This window comes from Rhodoferax mekongensis, from assembly GCF_032191775.1.
Taxonomy (GTDB): Bacteria; Pseudomonadota; Gammaproteobacteria; order Burkholderiales; family Burkholderiaceae_C; genus Allorhodoferax; species Allorhodoferax mekongensis.
Genome location: NZ_CP132507.1, coordinates 2,473,876 through 2,496,295, shown reverse-complemented (window position 1 = coordinate 2,496,295; position 22,420 = coordinate 2,473,876). Strand labels below are relative to the sequence as shown.

General features: G+C 58.7%; 21 protein-coding genes. 6 read left to right on the top strand and 15 right to left on the bottom strand.

Features of this window, described 5'->3' with window-relative positions; translation table 11 throughout:
• Positions 1–12 precede the first annotated feature (12 nt).
• Positions 13–1,482 (bottom strand): IMP dehydrogenase, encoded by a 1,470-nt coding sequence (gene guaB, locus RAN89_RS11985; protein ID WP_313866523.1) that lies wholly within the window; start codon positions 1,480–1,482, stop codon positions 13–15.
• Between the two features lie 73 nt (positions 1,483–1,555).
• On the opposite strand from guaB, the gene RAN89_RS11980 reads away from it, so the two are divergent.
• Positions 1,556–2,065, top strand: coding sequence for a DUF4124 domain-containing protein (locus RAN89_RS11980; protein WP_313866522.1), 510 nt, complete (start codon positions 1,556–1,558; stop codon positions 2,063–2,065).
• Positions 2,066–2,091: 26 nt separating this feature from the next.
• Here RAN89_RS11980 and RAN89_RS11975 read toward each other — a convergent pair whose 3' ends face one another.
• The gene (locus RAN89_RS11975) at positions 2,092–2,439 is read right to left on the bottom strand and encodes an RnfH family protein (RefSeq protein ID WP_313866521.1); all 348 of its coding nucleotides are present in this window, start codon (positions 2,437–2,439) and stop codon (positions 2,092–2,094) included.
• Between the two features lie 10 nt (positions 2,440–2,449).
• Complete coding sequence (locus tag RAN89_RS11970) at positions 2,450–2,893, bottom strand: type II toxin-antitoxin system RatA family toxin (RefSeq protein WP_313866520.1); 444 nt, start codon at positions 2,891–2,893, stop codon at positions 2,450–2,452.
• Positions 2,894–2,973: 80 nt separating this feature from the next.
• Here RAN89_RS11970 and smpB point away from each other — a divergent pair, with 80 nt between their 5' ends.
• The 4 genes from smpB (at position 2,974) to RAN89_RS11950 (ending at position 5,279) form a co-directional block, all read left to right on the top strand.
• A complete protein-coding gene (gene smpB, locus RAN89_RS11965) occupies positions 2,974–3,447 on the top strand; it encodes an SsrA-binding protein SmpB (RefSeq protein ID WP_313866519.1) in 474 nt (157 codons plus the stop codon).
• Positions 3,448–3,538: 91 nt separating this feature from the next.
• Entirely contained in the window at positions 3,539–3,913 is a 375-nt protein-coding gene (locus tag RAN89_RS11960; protein WP_313866518.1) for a COG4315 family predicted lipoprotein, read from the top strand.
• Between the two features lie 6 nt (positions 3,914–3,919).
• Entirely contained in the window at positions 3,920–4,450 is a 531-nt protein-coding gene (locus RAN89_RS11955; protein WP_313866517.1) for an RNA polymerase sigma factor, read from the top strand.
• 10 nt (positions 4,451–4,460) lie between these two features.
• On the top strand, positions 4,461–5,279 hold the full coding sequence (locus tag RAN89_RS11950) for an anti-sigma factor family protein (RefSeq protein ID WP_313866516.1): 819 nt from the start codon (positions 4,461–4,463) through the stop codon (positions 5,277–5,279).
• 19 nt (positions 5,280–5,298) lie between these two features.
• Here RAN89_RS11950 and RAN89_RS11945 read toward each other — a convergent pair whose 3' ends face one another.
• From RAN89_RS11945 to RAN89_RS11890, 12 genes are all read right to left on the bottom strand, one after another.
• A complete protein-coding gene (locus RAN89_RS11945) occupies positions 5,299–6,411 on the bottom strand; it encodes an enoyl-CoA hydratase/isomerase family protein (protein WP_313866515.1) in 1,113 nt (370 codons plus the stop codon).
• Positions 6,408–7,280 (bottom strand): DMT family transporter, encoded by an 873-nt coding sequence (locus RAN89_RS11940; RefSeq protein ID WP_313866514.1) that lies wholly within the window; start codon positions 7,278–7,280, stop codon positions 6,408–6,410. Before RAN89_RS11940 ends, RAN89_RS11945 begins: the two co-directional genes overlap by 4 nt.
• Positions 7,281–7,414: 134 nt before the next feature.
• Entirely contained in the window at positions 7,415–9,238 is a 1,824-nt protein-coding gene (gene typA, locus RAN89_RS11935; protein ID WP_313866513.1) for a translational GTPase TypA, read from the bottom strand.
• Between the two features lie 14 nt (positions 9,239–9,252).
• The gene (truB, locus tag RAN89_RS11930; protein ID WP_313866512.1) at positions 9,253–10,254 is read right to left on the bottom strand and encodes a tRNA pseudouridine(55) synthase TruB; all 1,002 of its coding nucleotides are present in this window, start codon (positions 10,252–10,254) and stop codon (positions 9,253–9,255) included.
• A 4-nt stretch (positions 10,255–10,258) separates the two neighbouring features.
• Complete coding sequence (gene rbfA / locus RAN89_RS11925) at positions 10,259–10,627, bottom strand: 30S ribosome-binding factor RbfA (protein WP_087493804.1); 369 nt, start codon at positions 10,625–10,627, stop codon at positions 10,259–10,261.
• A 14-nt stretch (positions 10,628–10,641) separates the two neighbouring features.
• Positions 10,642–13,572 (bottom strand): translation initiation factor IF-2, encoded by a 2,931-nt coding sequence (gene infB, locus RAN89_RS11920; RefSeq protein ID WP_313866511.1) that lies wholly within the window; start codon positions 13,570–13,572, stop codon positions 10,642–10,644.
• Between the two features lie 24 nt (positions 13,573–13,596).
• Positions 13,597–15,093: a transcription termination factor NusA gene (gene nusA, locus RAN89_RS11915; RefSeq protein WP_313866510.1), complete on the bottom strand. Its 1,497-nt coding sequence runs from the start codon at positions 15,091–15,093 to the stop codon at positions 13,597–13,599.
• A 64-nt stretch (positions 15,094–15,157) separates the two neighbouring features.
• The gene (gene rimP, locus RAN89_RS11910) at positions 15,158–15,757 is read right to left on the bottom strand and encodes a ribosome maturation factor RimP (RefSeq protein ID WP_313866509.1); all 600 of its coding nucleotides are present in this window, start codon (positions 15,755–15,757) and stop codon (positions 15,158–15,160) included.
• A gap of 147 nt (positions 15,758–15,904) precedes the next feature.
• Positions 15,905–17,509, bottom strand: coding sequence for an ABC transporter ATP-binding protein (locus RAN89_RS11905; protein ID WP_313866508.1), 1,605 nt, complete (start codon positions 17,507–17,509; stop codon positions 15,905–15,907).
• On the bottom strand, positions 17,506–18,540 hold the full coding sequence (locus tag RAN89_RS11900) for an ABC transporter permease (RefSeq protein ID WP_313866507.1): 1,035 nt from the start codon (positions 18,538–18,540) through the stop codon (positions 17,506–17,508). Before RAN89_RS11900 ends, RAN89_RS11905 begins: the two co-directional genes overlap by 4 nt.
• Positions 18,541–18,675: 135 nt before the next feature.
• Positions 18,676–19,701 (bottom strand): microcin C ABC transporter permease YejB, encoded by a 1,026-nt coding sequence (locus RAN89_RS11895; RefSeq protein WP_313866506.1) that lies wholly within the window; start codon positions 19,699–19,701, stop codon positions 18,676–18,678.
• A complete protein-coding gene (locus RAN89_RS11890) occupies positions 19,698–21,464 on the bottom strand; it encodes an extracellular solute-binding protein (RefSeq protein WP_313866505.1) in 1,767 nt (588 codons plus the stop codon). The genes RAN89_RS11895 and RAN89_RS11890 overlap by 4 nt, the downstream gene beginning before the upstream one ends.
• Before the next feature lie 75 nt (positions 21,465–21,539).
• Between RAN89_RS11890 and fabI the strand changes: the two genes are divergently transcribed.
• Complete coding sequence (fabI, locus tag RAN89_RS11885; RefSeq protein ID WP_313866504.1) at positions 21,540–22,325, top strand: enoyl-ACP reductase FabI; 786 nt, start codon at positions 21,540–21,542, stop codon at positions 22,323–22,325.
• Positions 22,326–22,420 lie beyond the last annotated feature (95 nt).

The following is a 22,420-nucleotide window of genomic DNA, read 5'->3' as shown; positions in this document are numbered from 1 at the left end:
GAGTGTGCGGAATCAGTCAGCGCGGTAGTTGGGGGCTTCTTTGGTAATCTGCACATCGTGCACATGGCTTTCACGGATGCCGGCAGTCGTAATCTCAACAAACTCTGCCTTGTCCTGCATGTCGGCAATCGTCGCGCAACCACAATAGCCCATGCTGGCCCGGATGCCGCCAGCCATCTGAAACACAATCGCCACCATGGAGCCCTTGTAGGGAACACGACCTTCGATTCCCTCGGGCACCAATTTATCGGCGTTGGGATTACCTGTGCTGGACTCTTGGAAATAGCGGTCTGCACTGCCTTGTTGCATGGCGCCGATACTTCCCATTCCACGATAGCTCTTGTAGCTGCGGCCTTGGTAAAGAATAACTTCACCCGGGGCTTCCTCGGTCCCAGCGAACATGCCTCCCATCATCACCGTGCTGGCTCCGGCTGCAATGGCTTTTGCAATATCGCCGCTGTAACGGATGCCACCGTCGGCAATCAAAGGCACACCGGTTCCACGCAATGCAGTGGCAACGCTGTCAACCGCCATGATTTGAGGGACACCCACACCAGCCACAATGCGCGTGGTGCAAATCGAACCAGGGCCGATACCGACTTTGACAGCGTCAGCTCCAGCCTCCACCAAGGCAAGCGCTGCGGCTCCAGTGGCGATATTGCCACCCACCACGTCCACTTGAGGGAAGTTCTGCTTCACCCAGCGTACCCGGTCGATCACACCCTTGCTGTGTCCATGCGCCGTATCCACCACAATGGCATCCACCCCGGCAGCCACCAGCGCTTCGACGCGCGCCTCTGTGCCCTCACCCACCCCCACTGCAGCCCCGACGCGCAAGCGTCCTGTGGCGTCGCGCGCGGCGTTGGGGAAATTCAACTGCTTGGTAATGTCTTTAACGGTAATCAGTCCCTTGAGCTCAAAAGCCTCATTGACGACCAGCAGACGCTCGAGCTTGTGCTTGTTCAGTAGCGCTTTAGCGGCCTCTGGCGTCGTGCCATCGGGTACGGTGATCAAGCGCTCACGGGGGGTCATGATCTCACGCACAGTCTGGTCGTACCGGGTCTCAAAGCGAAGGTCGCGACCCGTCACGATACCGACGACTTTACCGCCATCGCAAACGGGGAAACCGGATACACCTAACTGGTCTGACAGCGCCATGACTTGGCGGACGGTGGTTTCAGGCGTGATAACCACTGGGTCACGCAGCAATCCGGACTCATAGCGCTTGACCTTTGCCACTTGCGCGGCCTGTTCGGCTGGAGTCAGGTTTTTGTGAACAATGCCCATACCACCCTCTTGCGCAATGGCAATTGCCAGGCGGGCTTCGGTCACCGTATCCATCGCGGCGGACACCAGCGGCAGATTCAGTGCGATATTGCGGGAAAAACGGGTGGCGAGACTGGTGTCCTTAGGCAGGACTTGGGAGAACGCTGGTACCAACAACACATCGTCGAAGGTCAGCGCTTTGCCGAGAAGGCGCATGTCAAAGCTCCAAAAATCGAATTGTACCCGCGCCGTCATGGTCGCCTCACGCCCAAAGCGCTAAACTTCGGATATGAACCTGATCAAGCCCCTCTTAGCCATAACCTTGACCATCGCCTCATTCAGCGCTGTGGCTCAGTGGCAGTGGATAGACAAGGATGGAAGAAAAATTTTTAGCGACCGGGGGCCCGGACCTGAGGTTCCCGAGAAAAACATTCTGAAACGTCCAGCCGGCAGCAAGCCTGCTACAGCGTCAGTTGCCCCGGAGGCGGCGAACACCGGCGCTTCTGCGCCAGACGCAGTGCCCGTCCTCCCAAAAGACGCAGGTGTAGACAAAGCATTGGATGCCAAGAAAAAACAGGCAGAAGCAGCGGAAGCAACCAAGAAAAAAGCTGAAGACGAGCGCATCGCCAAAGCCAAAGCCGACAACTGCAAACTGGCACGCCAAGCGAAGGCAACGTTTGATTCAGGCGCCCGCATATCTCGTACCAATGCGGCCGGCGAGCGCGAGTTTCTGGATGACGCAGCCCGAGCAGCTGAGGCGCAGCGCATTCAAGGTGTCATCGACGCTGACTGCAAGTAGCAGAATCAGTCAGACCGCAAAGAGCGTCAGTATCCAGCCTTGCCACCCACACGGCGCCGCGCAAACAAACCTGCTGACTTCGCGCCTTGTTTTGCGAAGCGCTCTCTGCGAGCTACTTTGGGATCTACCCTCAGATCGCGAAGGATTTCAATGCGATCTCCATCCCGCAATCGGTCCTTGAGGCCCGCCTTCCGCCCCCAGACACTCACGAGCAAAGCGTCAACCAGGTCCGCCGACAAGGCGTTCAGCAACTTACTTTCAAAAATGGCCTCTGCCACCAGAGCACCGTTTTTCATCGACAGTTGACACTGCTCGATTCGACGCGTTGCAGGAGCATAAACCACCGTCACTGACAGTGTGCCGTCTGGCGTCAACGTCGTCGCCTCAGTCGCCATAGACCTGCTGTGCGCGCTTTACGAATGCATCCACGAGGTTTGCAGCGATCTTGTCAAAAACAGGTCCCACCAGCTTGCCGAGTGTGGCATTCTCGAAACCGTAATTCAGCGCAAGGCTCACTCTGCAGGCACGTTGGCTGCCATCGCCCACCGCCGCAAAGCTCCACGCGCCATCGAGATTTGAAAAGGGGCCTTTGACGAGCTGCATGCCGATACGCTGCGCATCCACATGGGTGTTGCGTGTGACAAAAGTCTGCCGGATACCGCCGAATGAAATGCCCACCTCGGCGGTCATGCCAGCTTCATCCTGCTCGAGCACTTGGGCGTGATCACACCATGGCAAAAACTGGGGATACCTCGCGACATCCGTCACCAAAGCATACATTTCGGCAGGGGTGTACCAGATCAGGACGGACTTGTTGACAGTTTTCATAGAATGCAGAGTTGCGCGGGATTGTAGACAAGCCCCAATGCGTGTCTTTCAATTCTGCCCGTTGCCCCCACTTTCACTCCATGGCCAAAAAACCCGAAACTGCCTCCCGCATCGCCGACAACAAAAAAGCCGCCTTCAATTATTTCTTTGAGGAGCGCTTCGAGGCTGGCCTTGTGCTCGAAGGCTGGGAGGTCAAATCCCTGCGCGAAGGCAAAGTGCAGTTGACCGACGGCTATGTGGTCATTCGCGATGGTGAAATGTTCATCATCGGCCTACAGATCAACCCTTTGCACACGGCCTCCAGCCACGTCAGTCCGGACAAAATCCGCACCAAAAAGCTGCTGCTACACAAGGAAGAAATCAAGCGCCTGACCGGCAAAGTTGAACAAAAGGGCTATACGCTAGTGCCCATCAACCTGCATTGGAAAAACGGGAAAGTGAAGTGCGACATCGCCCTGGCCAAAGGCAAAGCCGAGCACGACAAGCGAGACACCATCAAAGACCGCGAGGGCAAGCGGGAAGTCGAACGCGCCATGAAAGACCGAAACCGTTGAATTTTTTCTGGCGGCATGGAATAAACCGTCATGGTCCGGCGTTTATCTGGTAAGCACGCATCCCGCGGGCTTTACAACTCCGGAGTACTCCATGAAATTTCTCGCGATCGCCACACTTTCCGCCGCCTTGCTGGGCGGCTGCGCGGCCATGGCGCCATCGGCACCCGTTGCCGTGAATGGCGGCATTTTGACGGGCAGCAACGGCATGACCCTGTACACCTTTGACAAAGACACAACCGGCAGTGGTAAATCGGTGTGCAATGGTCAATGCGCGATCAATTGGCCCCCACTGATGGCCTCGGACACCGACAAGGCCAGCGGCGACTACAGCATCATCACCCGCGATGACGGCAAGAAGCAGTGGGCTCTCAAAGGCAAACCCCTGTACTTCTGGATCAAGGACGCCAAGCCCGGAGACGTCACCGGCAATGGCGTGCAAAACGTCTGGCGCACCGTCACCCCCTGATTGACCATGGATGCAGCGCAGCTCAAAAATCAGATCCCTGCGCTGCGCCGCTACGCCAGAGCGCTTACCGGCAGCGTATGGGCCGCGGATGATCTCGTGCAGGACACACTAGAACGTGCCTGCACGAAATGGACCTTATGGACCGCAGGCAGCAACCTGCGCGCATGGTTGTTCACCATCATGCACAACATCTACGTCAGTGATGTACGGCGAATCATCCGGCATCAAGCGGCGACCGATCCGGAAGGGCTTGAGGGAGAAGCCTCCGGCCTCACTGCGCCCACGTCTCACGCTGACAGTCGCTTGGACCTGCAACGTTGCCTGCTCCAACTCCCCGAGGACCAGAGAACCGTCCTCCTGCTGGTGGCATTGGAAGACATGAGCTATGCAGAAGTGGCCAAGATCACCGGCAGCCCCTTGGGTACCGTGATGTCAAGGTTGTCCCGGGCCCGGACACGTTTGCAACACCTGATGGATGGATCGCCCGCCAGCAGCAAACGCGGTGCGGACGTTGTTCCTCTCCAACGAGTCCGTTGAGAGTCTGCCTATGAATCACCCCTCTTCCCCTCCCCCGCGCCCGGATGATGTGCATGCCTGGGTTGACAGGCGCCTGCCGGAGGATCAGCGCGCGACATTGGAAGACCAACTACGGGAGCACCCCGCATTACTGGCAGATGCACAGGAATGGAAACGCCTGAACCAACGCATCAGTGAATTGCACGCTGACGTTCTGGATGAACCATTGCCGACGCATCTGCTGCAGGCGGCGTCACAACTCGGTCAGCGTCAACAGCAAAGAACCCAATGGATTCTCTGGGGTGGTATGGCTGCCAGCGTGTTGTTTGCATTCGGAATGGGCTGGTTTTTGCAACCTGTGCTGAGCGGGTTCAATAATGGCACTTACGCCAGCCAACAGCGCAGCGAAAAGGCATTTGTCATGCAGGCTAGTGTGGCCCATGCCGTGTTTTCGCCGGAAGTGAAGCACCCCGTCGAAGTCAGTGCAGCAGAACAACAGCATCTGGTTCAGTGGCTTTCCAAACGCTTGGGGCGCGAACTCAAAGTGCCCGATCTGTCTGCCCAGGGCTTTCAGCTGATGGGCGGGCGTCTTTTGTCGGGGGATAGCGGTGCCCGCGCCCAGTTCATGTTCGAGAATGCCACGGGCAAGCGCGTCACCTTGTATGTGGGGGGGCTCACAAGCACGACCGACGCATCCCCCACCGCGACCTCGTTCCAGTTCAGCCAACAGGGCCAGAACCTCAGCTTTTACTGGGTAGACCGCAATTTCGGTTATGCCCTGACCGGCGATTTGGACCGCCCTGCCCTCATGGCCTTGTCCGAAACTGTGTACGCCCAACTTCCGCGCTGAGCGAAGTCGCAGGTTCGCCTCAGAAAAGCGTACGCAAGGGGTGAGCGTTCGTGGGCCATGGGCTGTCAAAGAAAGGGGCCACCATGGCGGTGGTCACATCCTCAATCCGTGCCGGGTTCCACTGTGGCTGGTGGTCCTTGTCCACGGCAAGTGCACGGATACCCTCCACCGTTTCACTGCGCGCTCCGGCGCGATCCAAATGGCGGGTGACGAAGCAGTGCCGCACCATGTCACGCTCCATCCGCAAGTCCTCGGCCAGGCTCATGGTGCGCGCTCTGCGCACCTGCTCCAGCACCACATGCAGCATCAGCGGCGAACGCTTGCGCAAAGTAGCCGCCGTATGTTGCGCCCACTCAGACCTGTCGGCCTCCAGAGCACCCACGATAGACTGCACATCCGCCAGAGAAAAATAGGCATCAATTTGATCTCTAGCGACCATGGAATCTGCGCGAGCAGCTATGGAAAATGTAGCAATCCAAGCGTCAAGTGAACCTGCAGACTCCCAATCCACACCAGCCAAGGCATCCCAGGCTTCCTGGAGTCGGCCTGCGTCCAGCACGTAGTCCGCCAAACGCACCGCAATGGCAGCGTCTGCGCCAATCACCTCACCGGTCAAGGCCAACCACTCGCCGGTACTACCCGGACAACGGCTCAAAAAATAGCCCCCGCCTACATCCGGAAACAGGCCTATATTGGTTTCGGGCATGGCCATTTTGGTTCGCAAGGTCACGAAACGGTGTGATGCACCTTGGCTGATACCCATGCCCCCGCCCATCACGATGCCGTCCATGAATGCCAGGTAAGGCTTGGGGTAGGTGTGGATGAGGTGGTTCAGTGCGTACTCCTCCGTGAAGAAGTCCTCCAGCGCCGGGTCGCCTGCCAGTGCCGCAGCGTGGAAAAAGCGGATATCCCCGCCTGCACAAAATCCTCCGAAGGGGCCTTCTTTGTTGCTGCCGCGGATGGCCACTGCATGGATACTGGAATCGTCCTTCCACGCCAAAAGAATCGTGGTGAGCGAGCGCACCATACCCAAGCTCAAGGCATTCAATGCTTTTGGCCGGTTCAAGGTGATGTAACCCACCCCACCGCTCACCTCGGTAACGACATCCAGACCCCAGTCTCCGTGTTTCATTTGCGTTGTCTCCATCCAATCAGTTCATTCACCAGCAGTGCACCGATGACCAAGGCACCGCCGGACAAAACAGCACTCCCAGGCACTTCGTTCGCGCCCAGCCATGCCAGCAGAATGCCGAAAATGACCTCCAGCAATTGAAGCAAGGATATCTCTGGCGCCTTCAGCACCTGGGCGACCCGCACGCTCAACACACAGGGCACGGCGAGCTGAAAGACGCCCAGAAATCCCAACAGGGCCACGTCATGTGCAGTTGCCTGCAAGGGCAGCGCCAAGGGCAAGGTGAGGATGCACGAAATCACGCCGCCCACCCACACGGCGGGCATCAGGTCGATGTCATGCCCATGGGTGTGTGCGTGTTGCGTCACCGTCCAGTTGGTCGCGCCTGCAATCGGCACACACAAGGCGACCAGGGTTCCCCACAGCGTGATGCTGTCGACTTGGGACGCATACATATACACAATGCCCGCGCCTGCCACCATCACCGCCACCCAGGTGCGTGCCGGTATCCGGTGCCCGATGAAGATGCGCGCCATCAATGCGGTGAGCAGCGGCCCCATGGACATGGTGACCAACACATTGCCTACCGAGGTCAGGGTGAGCGCCACCATGAAGGCGGTGAACATCACGCTCCAGCACACGCCTGAAAGCCAGAAGGCCGGTGTGGCACTGCGCAGTTTGGCGAACACACCCCTTCCGCTGACCACGGGCAGGATCACCAGCAAACTGATCACCGTAAAAAACGAGCGCCAAAAGGTCACCTCGAAGCTTCGCGCAGATTCCAAATGGCGTGTCACCACGCCGGCGGTGGACCACATCAGGGCGACCAACACCATCAGCAAGACAGCGCGGTTGTGGGTGAGCTTCATGCAGTTTCCTGTGCTGACATGCCTTGAAAGCAGGCATGGTGAAAACAACAACGCCGCGGGACCAGCTGAGCCGGACCGCGGACGTTGATTCCCCCTGCGGGGCGTTCATGCACCGGCTCTCGCCGGCCCATGAATTACTCGCGGGATGCGCGCTTGCGCTCGTGCTCTTTCAGGTAGCGCTTGCGCAGACGCACCGATTTGGGCGTGATTTCGACCAACTCGTCGTCCTCGATGAATTCGACGCCGTATTCCAAAGTCAGCTCGATCGGGGGAGTGATCTTGATCGCATCTTCCTTGCCGGACACGCGGAAGTTGGTCAGCTGCTTGGTGCGGGTTGCGTTCACCACCAGGTCGTTGTCACGGTTGTGGATACCCACAATCATGCCTTCGTACACCGGATCATTCGCCTTCACGAACATGCGACCGCGGTCGTCCAGCTTGCCCAAGGCGTAGGTGAAAATTTCACCGTCGTCCATGGAGATCAACACACCGTTCTTGCGGCCACCGATGTCACCCTTGTGCGGCTCATAGCTGTCAAAGATGTTGGAGATCAGGCCGGAACCACGGGTCAAGTTCAGGAATTCGTTAGAGAAGCCAATCAAGCCACGGGCAGGAATGCGGTATTCCAAACGGACACGGCCACGGCCGTCCGGTTCCATGTTGATCAACTCGCCTTTGCGTTCGCCCAGTGCCTGCATCACGCCGCCCTGGTGCTGTTCTTCGATGTCCGCGGTCACCAGCTCGATAGGCTCGTGCTTCTCGCCATTGATGTCCTTGAACATCACGCGGGGCTTGGACACGGCCATTTCATAGCCTTCACGGCGCATGTTTTCCAGCAGGATGGTCAGGTGCAGTTCACCACGACCCATGACTTCAAACACGCCTTCTTCATCGGTTTCGTTGACGCGCAGCGCCACGTTGTGTTGCAGTTCCTTTTGCAGGCGGTCCCAGATCTGGCGGCTGGTAACGTACTTGCCTTCACGACCGGCCAAGGGGCTGGTGTTCACGCAGAAGTTCATGGTCAGGGTAGGCTCATCGACCTTCAGCATGGGCAGTGGCTGGGGATTGGCTGGATCGGTCACCGTCACGCCGATACCGATATCTTCGATACCGTTGATCAACACGATGTCACCAGGACCGGCCAGAGGTGTTTGCATGCGGTCCAGGCCCTGGAAGGTCAATACCTGATTGACACGGCCCTTCACCGACTTGCCGTCCGGCCCCTCCATCACCACCACATCTTGCATGGGCTTCAGCGTGCCTTGGCTGATACGGCCCACGCCGATGCGTCCGACGAAGCTGGAGAAGTCCAGTGCAGAGATTTGCAACTGCAAGGGTGCTGTCGGGTCACCGGAGTTCGGTGGAACGTGCTTCAGGATGGTGTTGAACAGGGCCGACATGTCGGGGCCCCACTGCTCACCGGGAGCGCCTTCTTCCAGGGAAGACCAGCCATTGATACCGGAGGCGTACACCACGGGGAAGTCCAGCTGCTCGTCGGTCGCCCCCAGTTTGTCAAACAGGTCAAATGCAGCGTTCACCACCTTGTCGGGGTTGGCGCCGGGTTTGTCCACCTTGTTCACAACCACAATAGGCTTCAGACCCAAGGCCAAGGCCTTCTTCGTCACGAATCGGGTCTGGGGCATGGGGCCTTCTTGCGCATCAATCAACAGCAACACGCTGTCGACCATGGAAAGGGCACGTTCCACTTCACCGCCGAAGTCCGCGTGTCCGGGGGTGTCCACGATGTTGATGTGGGTACCTTCCCAGCTCACGGCGCAGTTCTTGGCCAGAATCGTAATGCCGCGTTCTTTTTCGATGGCGTTGTTGTCCATCACGGTGTCAACCACTTTTTCGTGCTCGGCAAAGGTGCCGGACTGACGCAGCAACTGGTCAACCATGGTGGTTTTGCCGTGGTCAACGTGCGCAATGATGGCGATGTTTCGGATTTGTTTACTCATGGTTCACTTTCTGCTTACGCCCCAAGGGCCAAGGTTTCGTTACTCTGTTTCAAACTCTGTTCCAGGGCCTGCTGCTGGCCCAAGGTTTCGCTGATCTCCTGCGGACTCAGCAAACGCACGGGGATCAACTCCCCGGCTTTCACCTGTGCCGTGCCCAACAGGGCCTTCGGCATCGTGGCGTAGACCGCCACTTGCTCGGCATCCGCCCACGCTCCGCGCCTGCGCATGCCACTCAAAAATCGTGCCGCATTCTCACTGTCCAATGTGACAGACACATGCTGCGGCAGCATAGCCTCGACGGGCAAGAGACACGCCAGCCGCTGCTCTTCGGTCATGGCCTCCAGGGCCTCCAGACTCACACACTGGCTGGTATCGAACCCACCCGTGCGGATCCGGCGCAAGGCGCTCAAATGCGCACCGCAACCCAAAGCCTCGCCAATGTCCTCACCCAGGGTTCGGATATAGGTTCCCTTGCTGCACTCCACTACTAATTTGATAGCTGGTTGTGCAGTATCCATGGGCGCTGGCAGCTGTTTCAATGCATAAATCACCACATGGCGGGGCTCGCGCTCCACCTCAATCCCTGCTCTCGCGTACTCGTACAACGCCTTGCCGTCCTTCTTCAAGGCACTGTGCATGGGCGGCACCTGGGCGATGGGCCCGGTGAACTGCTGCAACACGGCATCCAACTTTGCTTGCGAAACATCTACCGGCCGCTCACTCAGCACATCGCCTTCCGCATCGGCCGTACTGGTTTTAATGCCCAGCCGCACGGTAGTTTCATAAGCTTTGTCCGCATCCAGATGCATCTGGCTGAATTTGGTCGCCGCGCCAAAGCACAAGGGCAACACGCCTGTAGCCAAAGGATCCAGCGTTCCGGTGTGTCCTGCTTTTTCAGCCCGCAACAACCATTTGGCTTTCTGCAAAGCCTGATTGCTGGACAGGCCGATCGGCTTGTCCAGCAACAGCACCCCATGCACAGGGCGCCTTGCAACCCGTGCACGTGGCGCGTTCATGTGTTTAATCCTCTTTGGCGCGCGATGACACCGCGCGTGCTATCAAGGCATTCATGTCAGCCGCACGTTCCGTGGTCTGGTCAAAAATGAAATGCAATGTAGGCACCGTGTGGATATGCAAACGCTTGAACAGACCGGCGCGCAAAAAGCCCGCAGCCTGGTTCAGACCTTCCGCCGTCTCCACCGGATCGCCAACCAGCAAGCTGAAGAAGACCTTGGCATGGGCGTAGTCAGGCGTGACTTCCACGCCCTGGATCGTGACCATGCCTACCCGCGGATCCTTGAGCTCACGCGCGATCAGCTCGGCCAGATCCCGCTGGATCTGGTCGGCTACCTGAAAGCTGCGATTGGGTGTAGCTGACTTTTTGCGCACTCGGGTTCTCTCGCTTACAGGGTACGGGCGATTTCTTTGACTTCGAAGAACTCCAACTGATCACCTTCTTTGATGTCGTTGTAGTTCTTGAGCTTGATACCGCACTCGAAGCCTTCCTTGACTTCGCGTACATCGTCCTTCATGCGCTTCAGGGAGTCCAGCTCGCCGGTATAGATAACCACGTTGTCGCGCAGCAAACGGAAATGCGCGTTGCGGGTCACAAAACCGTTGGTCACCATACAGCCAGCCACCGTGCCGATCTTGGACGCCACGAACACGGTGCGGATCTCGGCCATACCGATGATCTCTTCCCGCTTCTCGGGCGCCAGCATGCCGGACATGGCTGCCTTCAACTCGTCTACAGCGTCGTAAATGATGTTGTAGTAACGAATGTCCACGCCGTTGCCTTCAGCCAGTTTGCGTGCACCGGCATCGGCACGGGTGTTGAAGCCGATAACGATCGCTTTGGATGCAATGGCCAAGTTGATGTCGGACTCGCTGATACCACCCACGGCGGAGTAGACCATTTGCACTTTGACCTCTTCGGTCGACAGCTTGAGCAAAGAGGTTGCCAATGCTTCCTGGGAGCCCTGCACGTCGGCCTTGACGATGATGGGCAAGGTCTTGACGTCGCCAGCACCGATATCGGAGAACATGTTTTCCAACTTGGCGGCTTGTTGCTTGGCCAACTTCGTGTTACGGAACTTGCCAGCACGGTAGGTGGCGATTTCACGGGCACGACGTTCGTCGGACAACACCATGAATTCATCGCCGGCCTGAGGCACTTCGGTCAAGCCCTGAATTTCCACCGGGATGGAGGGGCCGGCGGTTTCGATCTTGTGACCGTTTTCGTCCAACATGGCACGCACGCGGCCATACGTCTGACCCGCCAACACCACATTGCCCACCTTCAAAGTACCGGACTGCACCAGCATGGTGGCCACAGGACCGCGACCTTTGTCCAGCTTGGCTTCAATCACCAAGCCCTTGGCCATGGCGTCTACGGGAGCCTTTAGCTCCAGCACTTCAGCCTGCAGCAGCACTTGCTCCAACAACTCGTCAATGCCCATGCCGGTTTTGGAAGACACAGGCACAAACGGAGAGTCGCCACCATATTCTTCCGGCACCACTTCTTCGACCACCAGCTCCTGCTTGACGCGATCGGGGTTGGCATCCGGCTTGTCGGACTTGGTAATTGCCACCACCAAAGGTACGCCAGCCGCTTTCGCGTGCTTGATCGCTTCCTTGGTTTGGGGCATCACGCCGTCGTCGGCCGCAACGACCAAAATGACGATATCGGTAGCCTGTGCACCACGGGCACGCATGGCAGTAAACGCCTCGTGACCCGGGGTATCGAGGAAGGACACCATGCCTCGGGGGGTTTCCACGTGGTAGGCACCAATGTGCTGCGTAATGCCACCGGCTTCGCCCGCAGCCACTTTGGCACGGCGGATGTAGTCCAACAGTGATGTCTTGCCGTGGTCCACGTGGCCCATCACGGTCACCACAGGTGCGCGTGGCAAGGAAGGCGCTTCCTGGCCTTGCACTTCGTCGTCGGTAAACGCTTCCGGATCATCCAGCGCAGCTACCACTGCTTTGTGACCCAGCTCTTCCACCACAATCATGGCGGTGTCCTGGTCCAGAGGCTGGTTGATGGTGACCATCTGACCCAACTTCATCAACTGCTTGATGACTTCAGATGCCTTGATCGCCATCTTGTGCGCCAGCTCGGCAACCGTAATGGTTTCTGGTACGTGCACTTCAATCACACGTACTTCCACCGGAGCAGATTGCTGGTTGTGGTGGTCATCACGATCACGGTCATTGCCGCGACGGCCCTTGGGACCTGCGCGCCAGTTGCTGGAACGTCCAGCGCCTGCGGTGGTGTCACCACGGGTTTTGAGTTCTTTCTTCTTGGCAGTGTCGCCTGCCCAGCTGCTGGACAGCTTGGCGGACTTGACTTCCTTGCCATTGCCGGCCGGTGCGCCCGCACCCGGTGCGCCGGCTGCAGGTTTTGCCGGTTTGGCAACCGCGGAACCGTTGGCAGGCTTGTGCAATGTGCCTTTCATCGCGGCCTTGGCGTCCGCTGCCGGCTTGGGTTCTTCCACCTTCTTGGGCGCAACCATGACCTTCTTGGGCGCAGCCATCATCGAGCGGATGGCGGCAGCTTCGGCTTCCGCCTTGCGACGACGCTCTCCCAAATCGGCAGCACGTGCCGCCTCTTCAGCAGCAGCGGCCTTGGAGGCCTGTGCAGCGGCAGCAGCCCGCTCCTGGGCCGCAGCCTTGGCCGCAGCTTCGCTAGCCTGCGCGGCAGCCACGGAATCGACGGTTTCTGCAGCAGGCGCAGCAGCAGCCTTGACTGCAGACTGTGCTTGTGCCATCGCCTGTTCTTTGGCCAATCGGGCCGCAGCTTCTGCCTCGCGCTCAGCGGCAGCAGCCTGTTCTGCCGCCGCCTTGGCGCGAGCTTCCTGTTCTTCGCGCTCCCGTCGGCGTTGAGCCAGCTCCTCCTCTTGGCGACGGATCAGCTCAGCCTGACGGCTGGCCTCTTCTTCGCGTCGCGCCAACTCCGCGTCTTCCAACGCTTGAGCCGCCTGCGCAGAGACAGCATCCTGCTCCTCCACCTCGGTTGCGCCTTCAACACCATCATCACGGCGGACAAAGGTGCGCTTCTTGCGCACTTCCACCTGGATGGTCCGGGCCTTACCGGTAGCGTCAGCCTGCTTGATCTCGGTAGTCTGCTTCTTCACCAGTGTGATCTTCTTGCGTTCAGGGCTGGCGGTGCCATGGCTGCTTTGCAAGTAGTTCAGGAGGCTGTGTTTGTCAGCATCAGTCAGCACGTCGGCGGCGGAGGCTTTGGGCACTCCGGCAGACTTCAGCTGTTCGAGCAAGGTATCGGTAGATTTTTTGAGTTCATTGGCAAACTCGGCAACGGTCGTACTGGTCATATTCTGTGAAACCTTTCATGACCGTTACTCTTGAGAAGCGCCGTCATTGGTAAACCAATGCTCACGCGCCTTCATGATCAGGGCCTTGGCCTCGTCCGCAGACTGGCCGGTAATATCTGTCAATTCGTCCACGGCAAGGTCAGCCAGTTCATCGCGGGTGTGAACACCGCCATCTGCCAGTTTGCCGATCAGTTCAGGCGTCAAGCCCACCAGGTCGCGCAGATTCTGCGAAACCTCTTCCACGCTCTCTTCGTGGGCAATTTCCATGGTGAGCAACGCGTCTTTGGCGCGATTGCGCAGTTCATGCACGGTGTCTTCGTCGAAAGACTCGATTTCCAGCATTTCCTGCAGGGGCACATAGGCCACTTCTTCGAGGCTGGTGAAGCCTTCGGCAATCAGGATGTCGGCGATTTCCTCATCCACGTCCAGCTTTTCCATGAACAGCTTGCGACCGGAATCCGTTTCGTTTGCCAGTTTCTGGGCAGACTCGGCGGCGTCCATGATGTTGATCTTCCAGCCGGTCAGCTCAGAGGCCAAGCGGACATTCTGACCACCACGGCCGATGGCGATGGCAAGGTTCTCTTCGTCCACCACCACGTCCATCGCATGACGCTCTTCGTCCACCACGATGGAAGTCACGTTCGCGGGCGCCAGGGCTCCGATGACGAACTGCGCGGGATCTTCGCTCCACAACACGATGTCGACACGCTCACCAGCCAACTCATTGGTCACACCATTGACGCGGGTTCCACGCACACCCACACAGGTACCGATGGGATCTACGCGCTTGTCATGGGACAACACTGCGATCTTGGCGCGGGAACCCGCATCACGTGCGCAGGACTTGATCTCCAACAAGCCTTGTTCGATCTCTGGCACTTCCTGGCGGAACAGCTCGATCATGAACTCCGGCGCAGAGCGCGACAACACGATGGGCGCACCGCGCAATGTCAGGTCCACTTCCATGATCATGGCGCGAACGCGGTCACCTGTGCGCAGGTTTTCCTTGGGGATCATTTCGCCGCGGCGCAGACGGCCTTCCACACGGCCGCTTTCGACAATGATGTCGCCCTTGTCCATGCGCTTGACGGTGCCGACAAAAATCTTTTCGCCGCGCGACATGAAGTCATTGAGCAACATTTCGCGCTCGGCATCACGGATCTTTTGCAAAATGACTTGCTTGGCGGCCATTGCACCGATACGGCCGATAGGCACCGACGCCACAGGCTCTTCGATGTACTCGTCAACTTCGATATCGGGGATTTGCTCTTTGGCTTCAAACAGCAGGATCTCTTGGTCAGGCAGTTGCAGACCGGCCTCATCAGGCACCACATGCCAGCGCCGGAAAGTTTCGTAGTTGCCGCTGTCACGATCCAATGCGACACGGATGTCCACATCACCGGCGTACAACTTTTTGGTCGCCTGGGCGAGGGCCGCCTCCACGGCGCCCAACACCACATCACGCTCCACGTTCTTCTCACGGGAAATTGCTTCCACCAGCATCAACAGTTCGCGATTCATGCCATGACTCTCCTGAACACTCTAATCAACCAATACAAAAACGGATGGTGTGACAAACGGGCACTCAGGCCTCGTCCGCCCGCCCTTGGCCGCCACGGCCTTTGAAATTCACAATGGGTGCCAAACGGGCATCCCGCAATTCGTCGAAAGCAAAGCCCAGCGCCTGCAGGGGCGGCGGCACACGCTTTTTGCTGACTTTCTGACCGGGCTTGACTTCAGGGGCATCGCTCCAGACGATCTGCCATCCTGTGCTGCCATCAGCCGCTGCCACTCGCTCCAGCGTGCCACGGAATTTTTTGCGATTCGCATTGACCTGGCCATTGGCGGCAGCCCCCATGGGCGCCTTCAAGGTAATGTCAATCACATGACCAACAAAACGCTCGAAATCCTGGGTGTGACGCAGGGGGCGATCGATACCGGGCGAGGACACCTCGAGCCGCTTGTATTCCACGCCATCCACTTCCAGCGCGAACTGCAACTGGCGAGTCACTTTTTCACAGTCTTCCACGTTCACAAACTGCTCGGACACAGGCTGCCCTTCAACAGGCGCGACCCAGGGCAAATCGATGGTAATGCGCAGCAAGCCTCCTGCAGAGCGTTCAATCTCTACCAAGTCATATCCCAGTCCTGCTACGGTTTGTTCAACGATTTCCTGTAATGCCACGTCTGTAAAGCCTGCCTAATGTTGAGCAATGAAATGCGAGTGAAAAACGATAGCCCAAAAAAAACGGGCGGTGATTACCCGCCCGTTTGGTCGTGAGCTTTGGATTGTACTCGAAAAGCGCGCTAAGTCCCTTGATTCTTAAGGAAATTACGTACTCGCCGCGAGAAGCTTGACCGTGTAAGGGTGCACAGGTGCCTCCATGACGGCTTCAACACTACCGGATTCCACAATTTTGCCCCCCTGCATCACCAGTACCCGGTGCGCCATGGCCTTGATGACCGCTACATCGTGGGTGATCAACAGATAAGCAAGCCCACGTTCTTTCTGGAGTGACTGCAAAAGACGCAACACCTGCTGCGCCATGGTGACATCCAAGGCGCTGGTGGGCTCGTCCAGCACGATGACGGAGGGCTCCAGCACCAATGCCCGCGCTATCGCCAAACGCTGGCGTTGCCCACCGGAGAACTGATGGGGGTAGCGCTGCAGAATGGCGGGAAACTGCTGCTCTCCCATGCCGACCACTTCCAGCGCGGTCAACACGCGCTGCCGCCGCGCGTCTGCAGCCAAGTCCGGCATATGCACATCCAGACCCTCGCCCACCAGCTCCTCCACCGTCATCCGTGGCGATAGGGAGGAAAAAGGATCCTGAAAAACCACTTGCACCTGTTTGCGCAGCCCAACATCACGCGCAGCTTTGCCGGACCACGTTTTGCCGCCTACCCGGACCACTCCCTCAAAAGCCGTCAAACACAGAGCCGCCAGCGCCAAGGAGGACTTGCCAGAGCCTGACTCCCCCACAACGCCAAGCGTCTCGCCGCGATGCAACTGGAAGTCGGCGGAGTGCACCGCAGTGAATCGCCCGCTGGAGAACCACCCCCGAAAACCCGGCCTGGGAATGGGGTAGGTCACTTGGACCGATTTGGCTTCGAGCAAAAAGGGTGCACCGGGTGCCACGGCAGGCACATTGCGCACCGGCAGGCTGTCCAACAGTTGGCGGGTGTAGACGTGCTGGGGCCGTGCAAACACTTCTGCCACTACGCCCTGCTCCACGATTTCACCCTTTTCCATCACCGCCACGCGATCCGCAAACTTGCGGACCAGATGCAAGTCATGGGTGATCAGCAACACGGCCATGCCCTTGCGTCGTTGCAAGTCGGTGAGCAAATCCAAAATCTGCTGCCGAACGCTCACGTCCAGCGCGGTGGTGGGCTCGTCCGCCAGCAGCAGTTTGGGCGCACAGGCCAAAGCCATGGCGATCATGGCGCGCTGGCGCTGTCCGCCGGAGAGCTGGTGCGGGTACGCAGCGGCACGGCGCGCAGGGTCGTCAATGCCCGTTTCCGCTATCAATTCAATAGCTGCTTGCACAGATTCCTTGGGCGCCAGCCCCTGTTTTTCTTCCAAAACTTCTGCAATCTGCCTGCCAATGGTGAATAGCGGATTCAGCGCCGTCATGGGCTCCTGAAACACCATGGAGATGTCTTGCCCGCGTATGCCGCGCAGCTGCCGCTCCGGCAGGGCCAACAAATCAACAGGGCCGGATGCGGACACAAAGTCCGCAAGCCCCGTCACGCTGGCACCTTGCGCCAAACCCAGCAAACTCAATGCAGTGATGGTTTTGCCGGAGCCGGACTCTCCCACGAGCGCCAGCTTTTCCCCCGGCTGGATGTCGAAGTGGATGCCGCGTACCACCTCCCGGCCACCGAACGCAACCCGCAGCCCTTCCACGGTTAGCAAGGCAGTTGGATTGCTCATGTGTCCTGCTTCCGGGGATCCAGGGCGTCTCGCAGTGCATCACCCATCAGGGTGAGCAGCAGCAAAGTCACTACCAGCACACAAAACGTGGACAACGAAATCCACCAGGCATCGATATTGTTCTTCCCTTGGGACAGCAGCTCGCCCAGTGAAGGGGTACCGGGCGGAACGCCGAGGCCCAAAAAATCCAAAGAGGTAAGCGCCAGAATCGCCCCACTCATGCGGAATGGCAGGAAGGTCACTACCGGCGTCAAGCTGTTGGGCAGGATATGCCGCAGGATGATGGCCCGGTTGGACACCCCCAGGGCTCTGGCTGCGCGCACGTAATCCAGCTGGCGATTGCGCAGAAACTCGGCCCGCACATAGTCGGACAAGCCCATCCAGCCGAACAGGCTCAGCAGTATCAGCAGCAAGCCCACACTGGGGGCAAACAGGGCGCTGAAAATGATCAACAGATAAAGCTCCGGCATGGAGCTCCAGATTTCGATGAAGCGCTGAAACACCAAATCCGTTTTGCCGCCCAAAAAGCCCTGAATCGCTCCGGTCAGGATGCCAAGCAAGACACCGGTCACGGTCAGCGCCAACGCAAACAACACGCTGACCCTGAAGCCATAGAGCAGCTGAGCCAGCAGATCACGGCCCCGGTCATCTGTGCCCAGCCAGTTGGCGGCGCTGGGCGGTGCCGGGTTGGGCGCGGTCGCAAAGTAATTCAGTGTCTTGGGGCCGTAGCGGTTGGGAGCGAACAGCGCCCAGTTGCCCGGCTCGGAAAGCTTTTGCTGAATGAAAGGGTCCAGGTAGTCGGTCGGCGTGGCGAAGTCGCCGCCGAAGGTGGTCTCCGGGTAGTCCCTCACCAAGGGCCAATAGGTCGTGCCTTGGTACACCACGACCAGCGGCTTGTCGTTGGACACCAGCTCGGCCGCGAGGCTCAGCAACACCAAGGCACAAAAAATGATGAGACTGGCAAAACCCAGTCGGTTGCTGCGAAAGCGCCGCCAGGCGCGCAGGGAAAGAGACGAGGACAAGGAATTCACTGAGACACCCCATCATCGAATACCACTGCGTTACTGCCGAGGTAACGCACGCTCAGAATGCCGTGGAACCGGCTCTGCCGGGCCACAGACATGGCCCCCCTGAGGGGGGAGGCAACCAGAGGTTGCTTCAGGGGGCTAATCGAAAGTAACACGCGGGTCCACCCAGGCATAACAAAGGTCTGACACCAGCTTGGTCACCAAGCCGATGAGCGTAAACAGGTACAGGGTGCCCAAGACGACCGGGTAATCACGCCGGATCACGCTCTCGTAGCTCAAAAGGCCCAGGCCATCAAGCGAAAACTGGGTCTCGATCAGCAGGGACCCCGTAAAAAAAGCGCCTATGAACGCAGCCGGAAACCCGGTCACGATGGGAATCAAGGCGTTGCGCATCACATGCTTCCACAGTACTTTGCGCTCGGGCAGGCCTTTGGCTCGGGCGGTCAAGACATACTGCTTGCGGATTTCTTCCAGAAAAGAATTTTTGGTGAGCATCGCGATGGTGGCAAAGCTGCTCATCACCATTGCTGCGACCGGCATGGCGATGTGCCAGAGGTAGTCCGTCACTTTGGCGCCCCACGACAAGCTCTCCCAATTTGCCGATACCAGCCCGCGCAGCGGAAACCACTGCAACTGCCCGCCAAACACCACCAGCAACGCCACGCCCAGCACGAAACCGGGAATGGCGAATCCCACCAGCACCACGATGCTGGTCACCAAATCAAACCGGGAGCCCGCGCGGACCGCCTTGGCGATGCCCAGCGGGACCGCAATGCCGTAGCTCAAAAAGAAAGTCCACAGACCCAGACTCATGGAGACCGGCAGCTTCTCCCAGATCAGCTCCGAGACTTTGCGGTTCTGGAAAAAGCTGGTACCCAGATCAAAGCGGGCGAACTGGGTAAGCATCTGCCAGAAGCGCTCTGGCGCCGGTTTGTCAAAACCATACAGCGCTTTGGCCTGCTCCAAACGCTTGGGGTCTACCCCTTGCGCGCCGCGATAACTGATGCCGCCTTCCGCACCCACACCGGCACCTGCCTTGGCTTCCGCCAGATACTGCTCCACGGGTCCTCCGGGCACAAATTGCACCACGACAAAGGTCAGCAACAGCACGCCGAACAGCGTGGGCAGCATCAACAACAGCCGTTTGAGTGTGTAGACCATCATGGCTTGGCCCACCAGGTGTCAATGGCCCAACCTTCGCCCTGGGCGTAGGGCGGCATCTGCGCGGGCTTCTCCAGGCGCCAGGCGTTGTAGGCAATACGGTGTGTCGCCGCAGACCACTGGGGTACCAGCACATGGCTGTGGGCGATCACCCGGTCCAGCGCGCGGCAGGCGGGCAACAAAGCTGCCTTAGATTTGGCGCCGGTCATGTGCTGAATCAAAGCGTCCACTGCCGGACTCTTGATGCCACTCAAATTGCCGGAGTCTTCCTGGTCTGCCGCTTTGCTGCTGAACAAATCCACAAACTCCTGACCGGGATTCTGGGTACCCGCGTAGGCGATGGAGGTGATGTCGAATTCGAACTTCTGCAGTCGTTGCTGGTACAGCGCAAAGTCCACCGGGCGGAACTTGAGCGTGACGCCGATCTTCTCGAGATTACGCGCCCACGGAGTCACCACCCGTGCACCGGCCTCATTGCTGTCCAGGTACTCCAGCTCAAAGGCCTGGCCTTTGGCGTTGCGCAAGGTGCCGTCGCGGTAGGTCCAGCCGGCCTCTTTGAGCAAGGCTTGGGCTTTGCGCAAGTTATTGCGCAGGGAGTCTTCACCGTCAGTGCGCGGAGGTATCGCCATATTGCCGAAGGCAGCGTCCGGCACTTTGCCTCGCCACGGATTCAGGAGTGCCAACTCTTGTTCTGGGGGCAGACCGGTGGCCTGGCAGTCGGTGTTGCCAAACAGCCCCTGCACGCGCTGGTAGGCGCCGTAAAACATCTGGCGGTTCATCCACTCGTAGTCCAGCGCCAGACCCAGGGCTTGGCGCACCCGCACGTCCTGCAACAAGGGCTTGCGGGTGTTGAGTACATAGCTCTGGAAACCCGTGGGCAACCGGTGTTTGAACTCCGCCTTGACCAACTCGCCGCTGTCAAACTTACGCCCGGTGACGCGTCGCGCCCAGTCCCCCGCAGAAAAAAAACGCATCAGGTCGAACTCGCCCGCCTTCAAGGCCTCCAGTCGGGCCGTGCTGTCTTTGTAAATCTTGACCGTGATGCGGTCAAAGTTAGCGGTACCCCGGCGCACGTTCAGATCACGCGCCCAGTACTGCGGGTCACGCACATAGGTAATGTCTTTGCCGAAGTTCACCGGGCCCACTTTGTAAGGCCCGCTGCCGATGGGAATATCCATCACGATCTGGTCGAAGGGCTTGGGCTTGCCACCCTCCTCGCCCCATCGGTGGCTGAAGACTGGCAGCCCGCCCACGGTCAGCGGCAGGTCGCGGTTGGGCTTGGCAAAGCGGTAGCGCACGGTGCGTTCATCCAGCACATCCACCCCCACCACGTCTTCCAGCAGGGTCCGGAAGCCGGGGGATGACAGCGGGCCTTTAAGCATGTCAAAGCTGTGCTTCACATCGCGCGCGAGCACCGGATCGCCATTGTGAAAGCGCGCTTCAGTCCGCAATACAAAGGTGGCGCTCAAGCCATCTGCTGACACGCTCACGTCTTTGGCAAGCAGCCCGTAACCTGCCGCGGTCTCATCCAATGCGCCGGCGAGCAGACTGTCAAACATCAGGCTGCTGAGGTAGGCAGGCGCCGAGCCCTTGACGGTGAACGGGTTGTACTTGTCGAAGGTGGAGACTCGCAAGTTGCTGACCAGCCGCAACTCACCACCTTTGGGTGCGGCCAGATTGACGTAACTGAAGTGGGCAAAGCCCGGCGGATATTGCAGGTCGCCCCAGAGTGCATAGCCATGCGCTGCCCACGCGCTGCCTGCCATGAAACTCCACAGTAATGCCACCCATTTCCGCATGCGACAATTCTGCACCAGACCACGCATTTTTATGAGGACGATATGGGCTTTTTAGCAGGCAAGAAGTTGTTGATCACCGGAGTGTTGTCGAACCGCTCCATCGCCTACGGCATTGCCAAAGCATGCAAAGAACAAGGCGCCGAATTGGCCTTCAGTTATGTAGGCGAGCGTTTCAAGGAACGCATCACTGAGTTTGCTGCCGACTTCGACTCCAAGCTGGTCTTTGACTGCGATGTGGGTAACGATGAGCAGATCGACCAGTTGTTCAAGGACCTGTCTGTTCACTGGCCCACCTTTGACGGATTTGTACACAGCATCGGCTTCGCACCCCGTGAAGCGATTGCAGGTAACTTCCTGGACGGCCTGACCCGCGAGAATTTCAAAATCGCGCACGACATCAGCGCCTACAGCTTCCCGGCGATGGCCAAGGCAGCCCTGCCCTACCTGACACCCAAAGCGGCTTTGCTGACCCTGTCGTACCTGGGCGCCGAGCGCATCATCCCCAACTACAACACCATGGGCCTGGCCAAGGCCTCACTGGAAGCCAGCGTGCGCTATCTGGCGGAAGCCGTAGGCCCCAAGGGCATTCGCGTGAACGGCATCAGTGCCGGTCCGATCAAGACACTGGCTGCCAGCGGTATCAAGGACTTCAGCAAGTTGCTGAACATGGTGGCCGGCGCCTCCCCCATCCGTCGCAACGTGACGATTGAGGATGTAGGCAATGTGGCTGCCTTCTTACTGAGCGACTTGGCCGGTGGTGTGACTGCAGAAATCACCTACGTGGACGGCGGCTACAGCCAGACCATGGGCGTGACCGCAGAGATTTAAGCCAAATACGCCGCTCGCGCCCATGGAATGTGCGCGGGCAGCTATCAAAAAAAGAGCGCCTGTAGAGTGATCTGCCGGCGCTCTTTTCTTGGGGA

What these genes read in the sequence shown, in the direction of transcription:
- guaB (WP_313866523.1), bottom strand. Translation starts at nt 1,482, where the DNA reads ATGCGCCTTCTCGGCAAAGCGCTGACCTTCGACGATGTGTTGTTGGTA.
- RAN89_RS11980 (WP_313866522.1), top strand. Translation starts at nt 1,556, where the DNA reads ATGAACCTGATCAAGCCCCTCTTAGCCATAACCTTGACCATCGCCTCA.
- RAN89_RS11970 (WP_313866520.1), bottom strand. Translation starts at nt 2,893, where the DNA reads ATGAAAACTGTCAACAAGTCCGTCCTGATCTGGTACACCCCTGCCGAA.
- smpB (WP_313866519.1), top strand. Translation starts at nt 2,974, where the DNA reads ATGGCCAAAAAACCCGAAACTGCCTCCCGCATCGCCGACAACAAAAAA.
- RAN89_RS11960 (WP_313866518.1), top strand. Translation starts at nt 3,539, where the DNA reads ATGAAATTTCTCGCGATCGCCACACTTTCCGCCGCCTTGCTGGGCGGC.
- RAN89_RS11955 (WP_313866517.1), top strand. Translation starts at nt 3,920, where the DNA reads ATGGATGCAGCGCAGCTCAAAAATCAGATCCCTGCGCTGCGCCGCTAC.
- RAN89_RS11950 (WP_313866516.1), top strand. Translation starts at nt 4,461, where the DNA reads ATGAATCACCCCTCTTCCCCTCCCCCGCGCCCGGATGATGTGCATGCC.
- RAN89_RS11945 (WP_313866515.1), bottom strand. Translation starts at nt 6,411, where the DNA reads ATGAAACACGGAGACTGGGGTCTGGATGTCGTTACCGAGGTGAGCGGT.
- RAN89_RS11940 (WP_313866514.1), bottom strand. Translation starts at nt 7,280, where the DNA reads ATGAAGCTCACCCACAACCGCGCTGTCTTGCTGATGGTGTTGGTCGCC.
- typA (WP_313866513.1), bottom strand. Translation starts at nt 9,238, where the DNA reads ATGAGTAAACAAATCCGAAACATCGCCATCATTGCGCACGTTGACCAC.
- truB (WP_313866512.1), bottom strand. Translation starts at nt 10,254, where the DNA reads ATGAACGCGCCACGTGCACGGGTTGCAAGGCGCCCTGTGCATGGGGTG.
- infB (WP_313866511.1), bottom strand. Translation starts at nt 13,572, where the DNA reads ATGACCAGTACGACCGTTGCCGAGTTTGCCAATGAACTCAAAAAATCT.
- nusA (WP_313866510.1), bottom strand. Translation starts at nt 15,093, where the DNA reads ATGAATCGCGAACTGTTGATGCTGGTGGAAGCAATTTCCCGTGAGAAG.
- RAN89_RS11905 (WP_313866508.1), bottom strand. Translation starts at nt 17,509, where the DNA reads ATGAGCAATCCAACTGCCTTGCTAACCGTGGAAGGGCTGCGGGTTGCG.
- RAN89_RS11895 (WP_313866506.1), bottom strand. Translation starts at nt 19,701, where the DNA reads ATGATGGTCTACACACTCAAACGGCTGTTGTTGATGCTGCCCACGCTG.
- RAN89_RS11890 (WP_313866505.1), bottom strand. Translation starts at nt 21,464, where the DNA reads ATGGCAGGCAGCGCGTGGGCAGCGCATGGCTATGCACTCTGGGGCGAC.
- fabI (WP_313866504.1), top strand. Translation starts at nt 21,540, where the DNA reads ATGGGCTTTTTAGCAGGCAAGAAGTTGTTGATCACCGGAGTGTTGTCG.